At 51.1% G+C, this 12,714-nt stretch carries 10 protein-coding genes; 8 read left to right on the plus strand and 2 right to left on the minus strand.

What is annotated here, in order from left to right; genetic code table 11:
- Window positions 1–138: 138 nt before the first annotated feature.
- Complete coding sequence (locus DQM29_RS16355; RefSeq protein WP_197708837.1) at window positions 139–1,536, minus strand: aspartate ammonia-lyase; 1,398 nt, start codon at window positions 1,534–1,536, stop codon at window positions 139–141.
- Window positions 1,537–1,711: 175 nt separating this feature from the next.
- On the opposite strand from DQM29_RS16355, the gene DQM29_RS16360 reads away from it, so the two are divergent.
- The 8 genes from DQM29_RS16360 (at window position 1,712) to DQM29_RS16395 (ending at window position 11,292) form a co-directional block, all read left to right on the plus strand.
- Window positions 1,712–2,659, plus strand: coding sequence for a LysR family transcriptional regulator (locus tag DQM29_RS16360; protein WP_170126562.1), 948 nt, complete (start codon window positions 1,712–1,714; stop codon window positions 2,657–2,659).
- 1,078 nt (window positions 2,660–3,737) lie between these two features.
- Window positions 3,738–4,322, plus strand: coding sequence for a fimbrial protein (locus tag DQM29_RS16365; RefSeq protein WP_170126563.1), 585 nt, complete (start codon window positions 3,738–3,740; stop codon window positions 4,320–4,322).
- Between the two features lie 113 nt (window positions 4,323–4,435).
- Window positions 4,436–7,078 carry a fimbria/pilus outer membrane usher protein gene (locus DQM29_RS16370; RefSeq protein ID WP_111741661.1) on the plus strand — a complete coding sequence of 881 codons (2,643 nt, stop codon included), beginning with the start codon at window positions 4,436–4,438 and terminating at the stop codon, window positions 7,076–7,078.
- Window positions 7,079–7,146: 68 nt separating this feature from the next.
- Window positions 7,147–7,899 (plus strand): fimbrial biogenesis chaperone, encoded by a 753-nt coding sequence (locus DQM29_RS16375; protein ID WP_232054932.1) that lies wholly within the window; start codon window positions 7,147–7,149, stop codon window positions 7,897–7,899.
- Window positions 7,900–7,999: 100 nt separating this feature from the next.
- The gene (locus tag DQM29_RS18130) at window positions 8,000–9,310 is read left to right on the plus strand and encodes a hypothetical protein (protein ID WP_145960384.1); all 1,311 of its coding nucleotides are present in this window, start codon (window positions 8,000–8,002) and stop codon (window positions 9,308–9,310) included.
- Window positions 9,311–9,319: 9 nt separating this feature from the next.
- Window positions 9,320–10,426: an LPS O-antigen chain length determinant protein WzzB gene (locus DQM29_RS16385; RefSeq protein WP_111741663.1), complete on the plus strand. Its 1,107-nt coding sequence runs from the start codon at window positions 9,320–9,322 to the stop codon at window positions 10,424–10,426.
- 53 nt (window positions 10,427–10,479) lie between these two features.
- Window positions 10,480–10,719: an IS1/IS1595 family N-terminal zinc-binding domain-containing protein gene (locus DQM29_RS18795; RefSeq protein WP_111741664.1), complete on the plus strand. Its 240-nt coding sequence runs from the start codon at window positions 10,480–10,482 to the stop codon at window positions 10,717–10,719.
- A gap of 96 nt (window positions 10,720–10,815) precedes the next feature.
- Complete coding sequence (locus DQM29_RS16395) at window positions 10,816–11,292, plus strand: hypothetical protein (protein ID WP_111741665.1); 477 nt, start codon at window positions 10,816–10,818, stop codon at window positions 11,290–11,292.
- Between the two features lie 19 nt (window positions 11,293–11,311).
- Here DQM29_RS16395 and DQM29_RS16400 read toward each other — a convergent pair whose 3' ends face one another.
- Window positions 11,312–12,583, minus strand: coding sequence for a cytochrome P450 (locus tag DQM29_RS16400; protein WP_111741666.1), 1,272 nt, complete (start codon window positions 12,581–12,583; stop codon window positions 11,312–11,314).
- Window positions 12,584–12,714: the final 131 nt, after the last annotated feature.

The following is a 12,714-nucleotide window of genomic DNA, read 5'->3' on the forward strand; positions in this document are numbered from 1 at the left end:
GTCTTTCTCTACTATCTTTCTCTACTCTCTTCCCTGCGGTCTCTCCTAAATAGGAAGCAAAGTCTCCCCGCGCCATGGATAGATTGACTATCCATGGCTAAATAAAAATCAGTGTTCTGCTTTTATTTCTACGGTGAGTTAATGTGTTTCGCTTTCATCCTGATAGCGTTTCAGCGCAGCGGCGCTCTTTTTCGGATCGGTCATCACCATCGGATCCAGAAGATAGTCAGCCTGCTCCGGCATCAACAGCTTCTCTTCCAGAACAATCTCTCTGACGCTGCACTTTTTCCCATAGGCCGCCTTGGCGACGCGCGAACCCACCTGATAGCCAAACAGCGATGAGATCACCGTTGCCAGCGCGGTACTTTCCCGCGCATAGCGCTCGCTCACCTCTTCGTTAATCTCAATAGCTGCCAGACACTTATCAATAAACAGCGGAATCACGCGGGTCAGTAAAGTGCAGGATTCAAACAGCGCCTTAATGATAACGGGCTCCCAAACGTTGAGATCCAGCTCCCCTCCTTCCACCGCCATCGTCACGACGACGTCGTTACCGATGACCTGATAGGCCACCTGATTGACCAGCTCTGGCATCACAGGGTTGATTTTCCCCGGCATAATGGAAGAGCCCGGCTGAACAGCAGGCACTCTGATTTCATTAAAGCCCGCGCGCGGCCCTGAGCCCTGAATGCGAAAATCTGTTGCCATTTTTGATAAAAAGGCCGCGATTTTTTTCAACTGTGCTGAAATATCGAGGTAAAAGTCACCGTTTTGTAGGCCGTCAAAGAAGTCGTCTTCCGGGCAGTATTTTTCTCCCGTTACGGCTTCAAGACGCTGATAAACGGCTTCCAAATAGCCCTCATGAGTAGACAGGCCCGTACCTATCGCCGTCGCACCCAGCGGCAAGGACAGCGCGTCCTCATTAGCCAGCGTCAGGCGTTCAACCAGTCTGGCAACCTGTGAACGATAGCCGCCAAACTGCTGACCGAAAGTCATCGGCACCGCGTCCTGCAGGCAGGTACGACCGAGTTTAACCTTGTTTTCAAACGCCTTGCTCTTTTCCGCCAGCGCTGCTTCCAATTTCTGAAGCTCGTCAATCAGCCGTTTCACGTTAACGCGACAGGTCATTTTCATCGCCGCCGGGATCACGTCGTTCGTTGACTGCCCCATATTGACGTGCGTATTAGGATGAACGGCATCGTAGCCTATTTTGCCGGTCATGATTTCATTCGCCCGGTTGGCCACCACCTCATTCATATTCATATTGGTCGAGGTGCCGCCGCCGCCCTGAAAAATATCGATAGGGAAATGTGCGTCAAGCGCACCGTCCATCACTTCAGCAGACGCCTTGACGATAGCATCTGCAATCCCGGCATCCAGCGCACCAATCTGCGTGTTAGCCTGTGCCGCCGCCAGTTTGATGGCGGCGATTGACCATAGAAAGAAGGGAACGTCTACCGCCGTTTGGCCGGAGACCGAAAAGTTCTCCACCGCCCGCTGCGTCTGAATTCCATAGTAGGCATCGTCCGGAATCATTAACGTTCCTAATAAATCTGTGTCCTTTCGCATAAAAAAGCCTCATCAAGTAAATAGTCAACGTTTGCAATGTACGCGTTAACGAATAGAGAAAAGCTGATCCACATCAATGAAAAAAAATTACAAAAAACATAGATATAGTTTATTAAAAATTCTAATAGTTAAAGCCCTCTCTATGAAAGAAATCCTTTTTGACTTTAGGCAAATTCAGGCGTTTCTGGCGGTCGTTGAAACCGGCGCATTCACTTCAGCAGCCAAGAAACTAGGGCTGACCCAGTCCTCTATTTCTCAGCAAATCGCCAATCTGGAAAGCGCGCTGGATACGGAACTGATTAACCGCTCTCAGCGGCCTATTCAAATGACTGTGACCGGGCAAGAGCTCTATCGACTGGGTACTAAGCTGGTCAATGAAGGAAAGTATTTACAGGATCGCCTCAACGCCATTCGCCAAGGGCAAATCTCCCACCTGAGGATCGGCTTTGTTGACTCAATCAGCAAGACAGTCGGTCTGGATATTCTTCAGTTTCTACAGCCGAAAGTTAAACACGTCTACCAAATCACCGGAACGGCTGCCGGCCTGCTGAGTGCGCTGACCAAAGGTGAAATCAATCTTGCGATCACCATGATGCATACAGAAATGCCCAGCAGCGTAAAAATGTACCCGCTGATCGAAGAGGAGTTTCTGTGCATCTGCCCCAAAGACTGGCCGGAAACTTGCCTGGAAGACCTGTGTCAAAATCGGGACTACATTGCCTATACCAGTAACACGCCAACGGGCATGCAGACGCTCAACTGGCTGAAGTGGAACAACCTTCACCCCAACATTCAGTTTGAAATTACCGACGCAGACGACATCCTCAAGCTAATTGCCAAAGGCTACGGCTGGACGCTAACAACCCCGCTGTTTATCTCCATCGAACCGGCGCTATCAGAGAAGCTCAAGCTGGTCAAAATCGATCACAAAAAGGCGAATAGAAAAATCGTGCTGCTGTGCCGAGACGACGAACTGTCCGATTTTTATCAAACGCTGGCGCCAGAAGTGAAAAGTATTTTAGAAAAAATGCTGGAAAACAGGTTCTATCAGATGATGCGGGCAGAAGGGAAGGCGCTGGGGATCTTTTAGAGCATGCAATGCTAAATCGCCACTGAAATGTTGATAAAAACAAGGAAAGCATACCATTAACCATTGCCATGATAATAGTTTCAATTAGTTATCACGTCAGAGCGAGCTACATTTGCCTCTACCCATACCACCGGTAGTATTCCCCGCACATAAACGGACCTTTGAAAATAATGCTGTGATTTTCATAACAGCCTAACAAAAGACTGCGTTTCTGGCTTTCTTCCCCGTTAACCCACCGTCCCCTTCTAATACGCATCGTACGGCATACCCCATAAGGGCGACGGTGGCTGTTATTCATTCATCTTCTCCAGTATCGCTAAAAAGGAAATAAATGAGTCATTCAAACCTGAAACCCGGTGAAAATTAAATAAATAATAACCAACCCGTGGGTTAAGATAGATAGAATCACCCTTAATAAATATTTACCTATCTCATTTTAAAAACAAACCTCACGTTCACCTCACTCTAAAACAAACAACTCTTGTTTATTTTTTGTTTCTAAATACAGTGGGAACAATAACAAAAAGAAACTTTATTTTATTAGAAAATAATAAAATCTATAAAAAAAGTTTTATCAACTAAATAATCAAATGATTATCGTAAATAATATCACCCTAAGATCTTAACGTGATCATTACTTCTGGTTTTTTCAATTTATAAGGATTATTAATCTACATACACTCGATTGTGTGAAATTAAAGATCGTGTTTTAATGATGTTAAGCCGAGGAATACTGATTAAATAAAATAATTTCAAATGTTATTTTAACCTTTGTTATCTGGAAAATAAAATAACAGAAAATGTGTTCAAAGATAGGGAGTCTTAGCACATTAAATAAAAAATTATCAAAAATTAACTTTTTCAAAATTAAACGCGCATGAATCCACATGCGTGTTGTATGAATTATTCTCTCTAAAACATGGATGAGAATGATGACGTGAGCCCATAGTGCCTGTTTATACGGGACCTATACCTGTTGCTCACGCAATAAGTGACATAAGCGTCCAAAAGTAAAGCGAGTGGCAGGACGGCTTATTTCAATTTAAACGACAGTAGTACCAACAACATGGAGTTTGTTATGAAGTTCAATAAATACCTTTTAGCCTCTGCCATCATTGCGTCATTAGGCAGTGCCGCAGTCAACGCCGCTGACGGCACCATCACCTTTAACGGCACCGTGACCGATTCCGCCTGTACCGCTATTGCCTCCGTGACGGCGGATACCGTAGCGACCGGCACACCTATCTCTGCCACCCTGACGCTACCGCCGGTCACCAGCACCGTTCTGAATGCTGCAGCAGGCACCTATGCAGGCCAAACGCCGTTTTCTATCCAGCTGACGGGCTGTGAAGCCGCCACCGGGCTGAACAACGTGCGCGCACTGTTCACCACCTCCAGCGCCACCAGTGACGGCTACGTCATGGCGAACACCGCAGGAACAACGCCTGCTGGAAACGTAGGCATTGCCATCATGCGTCAGAACGGCACCACACAAATCGATCTGAACGGCGGTCCTGCCAAGGATCCGGGTGCAGCTCTCCCAGCTGCTGCTTCTCCGGGCCCTATCACCCTGAACTATCAGGCCGCCTACAAGTCACTGACCACGGGCGTTACCGCGGGTAACGTCACTGCGGCCGCCGACTTCGTTATCTCCTATTTCTAATCACCACCGGAAATAGCGAGAGCGCGTCGCGTTCATCATCGCAATAACCACCGGGTCGTCGCCAGACGCCCCGGTGTTCAAGGACAGCAGCAGGGAACGAGAGAGCGTCAGACATGACAACACGACACGGACGCACAGCGGCCAGAACAAAAAAAACAACAGTCACCGCCGTAGGCACACTGTCCCTGATGGCGTCGTCTATTCTTCCGGCCTTTTCCTCCACCGCATGGGCACAGGAGAGCGGCGGCGACAGCGAGTTTGAAAGCATCTTTCTGCGTCAGGATAAAAACGGCGCCACGCCGGACATCTTTCTCTACAAGAACGCCATTGCCCCCGGCGTTAAACGCGTCGAAGTGGTGGTCAACGACCGCGTTGCCGACGTCTACGACGTCAACTTTGTCGCTCAGCAGGGCGACGTTATCCCCTGCCTTAACCGTCGTCTGCTCAAAGAGGTCGGCATCAAAACCGAACTGTACGACGACTGGCAAACGTCTTTTAAAGATTCAGATGTATCCCCGGACTCAGATTCGGAGCCCGTTACCGCCGTCTGCGACGACCTCGGCGAACGCATTCCCGCCGCCCGGGTGTTTTATGACGACGCGCACCAGCGCCTGCGACTGACCGTGCCCCAAGAGGCGGTCAACAGCCTGCGCTTTCAGATGATTTCCCCCAAGGAGTGGGACGACGGCACGCCTACATTGCGCACCAGCTACAGCGGCTACTTCTACCACTCGCGCCAGAAAAACAGCGGCAATAACGGCAATAGCGGCGGCCGGGACGTCAACAACAGCGCCTTCGTCAGCCTGAACAGCACCGCCAGCGTCGGTGCCTGGCGGCTCTACAGCTTCGATACTTTCAACAAGAATGCCAATCAGGGTTGGAAGACTAACCACGACCGGCTGTACGCCGAACGAAACATTGCCGCCCTGTATTCAAAAGTCTCGGCGGGGGATATCTATACCTACACGCCGAGCAATATCATGGGGGTTATTCCCCTGCGGGGCTTTACCCTTCGCACCAACGAACGCATGCTGCTGGAATCCCAGTTTACCTATGCGCCAGTGATACGCGGCACTGCCCGCACCAACGCCCGCCTTATCGTGCGCCAGCGGGGAAATATCATTTACAGCCGCACCCTGACGCCGGGGCCGTTCGCCATTGACGACGTCTATACCGGGCAGGTAGGTGCCGACCTCGATGTCACCGTAGAGGAAACCGACGGCACCGAACAGACCTTCTCGGTGCCCTATACCTCACTGCCCAACATGATTCGCCCGGGCGCATTTCGCTACAGCATGTCCGTGGGGGAGTACCGCGACGACCAGGCGGACAAGCCTATTATGGGGGCACTGAGCGTTGAGCGGGGTTTTGAGGCCTTTACCCTGAACGTCTCGGGATTAGGGTCGGACAACTACCAGTCTCTGGCGGCCGGCGCTGCCTGGAACATTGGCAATATCGGCGCCTTCTCTCTGGATGTCGCTCAGGCGAGATACGTCTATGACAAGGTCGATGGCCTGTACGATAAAGAGACTAAAAACGGCACCGCCGTGCGCCTGCTGTACGCCAAGCAGTTTGATACCACCGATACCGGCCTGCGTATCCTTGGCTACCAGTACCGCTCCGAGCACTTTCTGTCGTTCTCCGAGTTCAACAGCCGCAACTACCACCGGGGCGAACGCTATGACAGCGACTACGAAGACGGTGACAGCCTGTGGAACAAGCGCCGCCGCAGCCGCCTTGAGGTTAACGTCAATCAGGGCATGCAGGAGTACGGCAATCTCTACCTGACCCTGAGCCAGGACCGCTACTACGGCACGTCGGAGAAAACCACCTCGGCCTCCGGCGGCTACGGTTTCTTGGTTGGGCCTGCCAATGTCAGCCTGTCCTACACCTACAACAAGAACGGCAAGGGCGACAACGACAACTCGCTCAACCTTGGCGTGAGCATTCCCCTGCGCTGGGGTGAGCGGGAGCGCAACTACAACTCGGTCAACTACAACCTGACGCGCAATAAAGACAACCGCTACAGCCAGTCGGTCGGCCTCTCCGGCAGCCAGCAGGACAGCCCGCTGTCCTACAGCCTGAATGTGCAGAAGGACTACAAGGACAAGTTCAGTGAATCCGCTTCACTGGGCTACAACGCCAACCTGGCCACCCTGAACACCTCGGTGAGCCACAGCCAGCATTCAGACCAGTTCTCTGCCGGGATGGCCGGCGGCCTGGTGCTGTACAAGGGCGGCGTCATTCTGGCACCGAGAATGGGCGACACCATCGCCATTATTGAGACACCGGGCGCGTCGGATATCGGCGTATCGGGTAGTCAAAACAAGACCGACTACTTTGGTCGGGCGGTGGTCAACTACCTGAGCCCGTACCGCTACAACACCGTGAGTTTAGACACCACCAACGCCCCCACCACGGAGCTGAAGGAGTCCAGCCGCAAAGTGGTGCCGACGGAAGGTGCCGCTGTGTTGCTGCGCTTTGCCACCCGCGTCGGGCGCAGAGCCATGGTGATTGTGCAGGGGCCTAACAGCGTGCCGGTGGGCGCCATCGTCACGGTGGACGGACAGGACGAAGAGGCGGGTATTGTCGGCAACGGCGGTCTGGCCTACCTGACAGGGCTGGATGCGCGTCGGGACGAGACGCTGACCGTCTCCTGGGGCCGTGACCAGCAGTGCCGGTTTACGCTGCCGAAACTGCCTGAAGGGGATAGTGAATCCCAATGGCACACCAAAATCCCGGTGGACTGTCGGTAATCAAACAGCGCACGCACAGACGGGCACGGATAAATCTGAATACAAGAACACGTAAAGGAAACGCGAACATGACGCTTTTGACCAATCTGAAAACCTTCAAGCGCGGTGTGCTGATAGCTTCTGCAATGGGTGCCTTTCTCCTTTCAGCCGAGGCCTACAGTGCCGTACGCCCGCAGCTGACGCGTATTGTGGCCTACGCCGAAGACAAGGAAACCCCGATAGAGGTGGTGAACGAAAGTCAGGAGACCTACCTGATTCAGTCGTGGCTGGAAGACCTAAAGGGCAACGAGAACGGTCTGCCGCTGGTGCTGACCCCGCCGGTGATGAAAATCGGCGGCAAGCAGGAGGGCAAGCTGCGTCTGGTGGTGCTGCCGGGAGAAATCCCGCAGGACAGAGAGTCGGTGTACTGGCTGTCGATACAGGAAATCCCGCCCAAGGCCAAGGACGGGGGCGACAACAAGCTGGTGCTGGCCATTCGCAGTCGGCTGAAAGTGTTTGTGCGTCCAAAAGGATTGGACGGCACCAAAGCGTCGGACGCGGTGAAGTCTCTAAGCTGGTCGGTGGAGCGTGAAGGGGGAGACGTCTGGCTAAAGGCCACTAACCCCACGCCGTACCACGTGAGCTTCGGCAAGCTGGAGCTTAAGGCCGGTGGAGCCAAAGGTATAACGCTGGAAGACAAAATCCAGATGCCGCCGCCGATGGGCAGCCAGCGCTATGCGGTGCCGAAGAGCCTCAAGGGGAAATCGGTGACGATTACCTATAGCGGGGTCAACGACTACGGTGGTGAGACTGAGGTGTTGAGTACGGGGGTGAAGCTGTGAGGAATAAGGTAATAGCTACCGTTCTAAGTCACTTCGGGAGACTGAGTGCAATGAATAATTGGAATAGTGAGGCTGATGAGTGGAAGGCAGAGAGAATATTATGAAAAAAAAATACTTATTCAGTCATTTTTTCTGGTTGGCAGCCAGCATTTGTATTTCTAGTACCATAATTCCTACAAGCGTATCATCGGCAACTTTTTCCTATTCTTATTTATGGAGTACTGGTGATAAGGCTGGGAATAATGCAGGAATTTGTTCCTTTTTTATTCCTGACAATCGCCCTTTCCAGACGTCTCGCACACTAATTGTTGATAATTCACTTCCTAATGGAAGCATTATTCATTCTTGGGGTTACAGTGAATTTCTTCCTAATCTAGGTACTAGCTGTATAGGAAGCGGCATTGATAACAACACTAATTACGTTAAATATAATGGCAATCAAGCTGGGGTTCCTATTGTATTAGATCTTAATTTGCCACATCAAGGTGGCGATATAAGTAATGGCGTGCGAAAGACTAGTATCGAAGGCATTGGTATTAAGTTTTATGTTAAGGCTGACACTGACTCTATTGGTGGAGATATGAATAATGGTAGTGAACGTCAAATAGTTTCAATATATTACACTCTCTCAGGTACGATGTATCAGCCGCCCAAGGATGTTGAATATACAGTAATCTATCCCAAAGCTTATATGCGAGGTGGTTATGTAAAAACATCATCCAATCGATTTTCACTTAATTCAGAATCTAAGATTTCAATTAGAGCAGAATTAATCAAGACGGGTGATGTAAGCAGCTATGGCCGACTAAGCCTTATATCACCGACTGAGACATATAGTACAACGGCAGTTTTATCGCCAAATCTACCTTCTGGCCTGTTAGCGGGTGATGCTATCACTGTACTGCCCCCTGCATGTCAGCTACGCGGAGCAACAGATTATCAAGTAAGTATGGGTCGTTGGGTAAATATGGCCTCAAGCTCAGTTCAGCCCAATGTTAGTTTACCTTTCAGTGGAAATATTAAACCCGTTGAACTCAATCTTGAATGCACTGGTAGGCTAAACAATATTGAATTCAGTTTTCAGGATGCTGGCGCTTCTCCTCTTACCAACCGCAATATTAGCGTTTATGACAGCATCGGCGGTCAACTCATCGAAGGGTTGGAGATCGAGATGTCTTATAGTGGTGCTCGCCTAAACGTTCATAAAATGGGCGAAGCCGTCACCACCTACAAAACCAATACCGGCGCTCACGGCAGTACAAAAACCAATCCGTCAGACCTAACCTACAACAGCCAAAGCCAAGCCCAGTTCGGTGCCCGCTTTATCCAGCGCAGCGCCATTAAGCGCAACGGCGTAGCCTATACCGGGCCCGTGACCGGCAAGGTCAATATGTTCGTGACCTACCATTAGGTAATACGCATGGCTATGGACAACAGCAACATTCTGCCGCACGAGCGCTATTTAATTCATCGCGGTGATGATATCGACCTGATTGAGCTGGCGCTGCTGCTGTGGCGCGAGCGGTGGTGGATATTCACCAGCATCGCTCTGTCGCTAACTCTAGCCTTGGGCTATCTGTTCATTACTCCTGCGCAGTGGGTCGCCACGTCGTACGTGACGGCTCCTCGCCTCGCGGGATTCAGCGAATATCTGGCGCAGCGGCGCGCCGTCTCGCTGGTGCTGGGTCTTAACGTCACGCCTGACGACGTTTCCAATCAGCTTTTCGGCCACTTTACCGCCATGGCGCGTCGCCCTAACGAGAAGCACGCCTATCTTGCCACCACGGACTACTTTCAAGCACAGACGCAGGGTATGGACGAAAAGGACATTCGCCGCCGTCTGGAACAGATGGCCGAGCGCGAACTGCTCGTCATCACGCCGGATGAAAAGAGGCTCATTCCATACTTTGTCATTGAAGCCAAAGCCGATTCGCCCGATGTCGCCAGAGCGCTAATGGCGGGCTATATCGACCACATTAACCGTCAGGTGCTACAGCAGGACGAAAACGAATTTCAAAACCGCGTCGAGGCTCTGGTGGCCGCTCGCCAGAAGGAACTGGCGGATATCGAGTTCAGCCTGCAAACCCAGCACGATAATCAGCTTAAGGAGCTCAACCGAGCGCTGGACGTCGCTCGTCAGGCCGGGATCACCGACTACTACACCCGCGGCTCTGAGCAGGCCGGCACCAAGATCGAACTGGCCAACAGCATTCATAAATACATGCTGGGGGAAAACTACCTGAACGCGGAAATTAACGCGCTAAAAAACAGCCCGCGCGTCTATCCGGTTCGCTATTACGACATTCAGCGCGAACTGCGCATTCTGGCCCCGTTATTAAAACAAAACGCAACCGATAGCGCCCACTGTTACCAGTTTACGCTGGATGCCTCAGTCAAAAAGTCACATCCCAAAAGCCTGTTGATTCTAATGCTAGCAGCACTTCTGGGGGAATTGCAGGCTCAGGAATCACTCTGCTACGCCACTCCGTTACCCAGCACCATAGCCAAAAAAACGCCCTTGAATTAACTGAACGATAAATCGCGAAACACGTAACGAAAAAACATAAAAAGGAACTCGCTATGTTGAAAGAAAAAGTCCCCTGTCGCTACTGCCATCAGGCTGATTCAGTCAAAAAGCACGGCACAGCCCGTTCGGGCTATCAGCGCTATTTGTGTAATACCTGTGGGCGCACGTTTCAGATAAAATATATTTACCACGCTTATAAACCCTATGTGAAAAAAGTAGTGCCAAGTGAAGCCCGAGTAACCGAGGCACTTCCAGCCGCTAGCGTGGAGAAAAAACACGCTTTTATAAGTTAATCGTGCAGATATTGATTATATTAGTCAGACAAAGTTTCGATAGGCCACGTTTGGTCAGTCGATTCACCACAGACAGTGACAACAGGGAAGTCTCACGTGGCCAAAAGTACTTTCAATATCTTTATTGCCGTTGGTTCAGTAATTTTCGCCCTCGGGCTTGTTCTTTCAAGCGCTGCTGGATATGCAGTATGGCGGAGTTTCGAAAGCATCGGCGTTTATCCATTCACGTCGACCGGAGAACTTCTGGTCAAAGAAGAAAGAGAGAAAACCGGTCGACGAAGCAGTAAAACCGTCCGTCGAAATTATGCGATCTTTGCCTCTCAGGACGGTAAGTACCTCTCTGAGGAAAAAATATCAACAATGCAAAAAAACTACATTGCGCGCGGCAGTCGATATACTGTCGAGCGAGAGGTGTTTGTCGACCGAGTCGGCGACTATAAGGTCACGTCCCCTCAGGGAGAGGCGGCGCAGAATCAAAGGAGCTGGAATAATCTGATCGCCTTTCTCTGCATTACTGCTGTAGGGGCAGGAACAGCCATTTTTTCATACCGCCTCAGAAAAACCCGAACTTAACGATACCTATTTAGACGCCTCATCGTTCGCGGTGCGCCACTCTCACAGGCTGACTACCGCGACACAGCATTTGCGATCGCCAAAGAAACTCGGGCGCAGCCTCGGACGTCAGTGAAAACGTGGCGTGCTTAATAAATGTGTGAACAAACCCCGCCATCTCCACTAGCGCAAAGTCCTTTCCGCCGCACAGCCTAGGGCCTCTGCTAAAAGCGATATGCAAAGCGCTCTCTTTATCCGCTAAGGGGGAATAAGGCGGTTCTCTCAGATTCATTTCCCAAGGATTAGGATACCGCCGTTCGTCGTGCAGGATGCCGATAAACGAAACCAGAATATTCTCTTTCTCAGAAATCGCCTCAGAACCGATGCGATCCGCATTCAAAGACTGTCGAATAATCACAGGGATCGGCGGGTATAAACGCATCACTTCGGAAATAAAGGCCATCAGCCCCGGCATTTGGCTCAAATCCTCCCAACGGCTCGGAGTGGTACAGGCCGAGACTTCCCGATACAGCTTTTCCTGCACTTCAGGGTGGCGAGCAAGCGAGTAGCAAACCCAGCCCATCGCCGCCGCTGTCGATTCCGAGCCCGCAGCCAAAAACGTCATCAGCTCGTCTTCCAACACGATTTGGCTGCCCGGCTCTGATTCAGCGCGAAGCATACGCGCCAACATGGGAGAGGTTACGCCGGTCTGCCGAAAAACGGCCAGCGAATCGCGAACGTGGTAGCGCAGCGCTCGCAGCTGCACCAGCTTCCTTCTCTTGGCTAAACCGCTCTCCCCTGCGGGAATAAAAGAAAACTCCGAGCTGTAGGCCATCAGCTGCGCGATAGGTTCCACATCAAGCGCAACGTCCTCCAAAGATAGAGAGAAAAAGCTTTCGATTAAAACCGCCATCGCCATTTCGCGAAAGGTTCTGTCATCTAGCGTCTCTCCATCAGCCTGCAAAAACTGTTTTAACGCTCGCTGCCCGTACTGAATGGAATACTTCACTACGTCAGCGTCGTTAAAGTTATTTAAGAAGGGCTGCGTCAGGTTTTTGTGCTTTTTCCACGCATCGCCGTTTTCAAAAAAGCGCGAAGCGCCCAGCGCCTGTCTGAACCAGGCCATGTTCTTTTCATAGTTAACGTAGTTGCGCCGCAAAACGTAGTCAGCATCGGCCGCATTTTGAACGATCAGCGTCGGAACGTCGTTAAGCTCAAGCCAGACGTTCTGCCCGTTTCTTTCACGAGCAAGGGAATAAAGAAGATGGCAAATATCTTCACTTGAGCACTGCACGCTGACGCTTTCTTTCATAATCAGTAGAACCCCAACATATTCGATAACACACCAGCACGCATTGATGCTCTTCCACCAGCATAGCAGACTGCTGACAACCTTAGCGAACACCGCGTTTTATCAAGGTTTCTACGCTTATAAAAAAGTGA

It is taken from the genome of Leminorella richardii (genome assembly GCF_900478135.1).
GTDB lineage: Bacteria > Pseudomonadota > Gammaproteobacteria > Enterobacterales > Enterobacteriaceae > Leminorella > Leminorella richardii.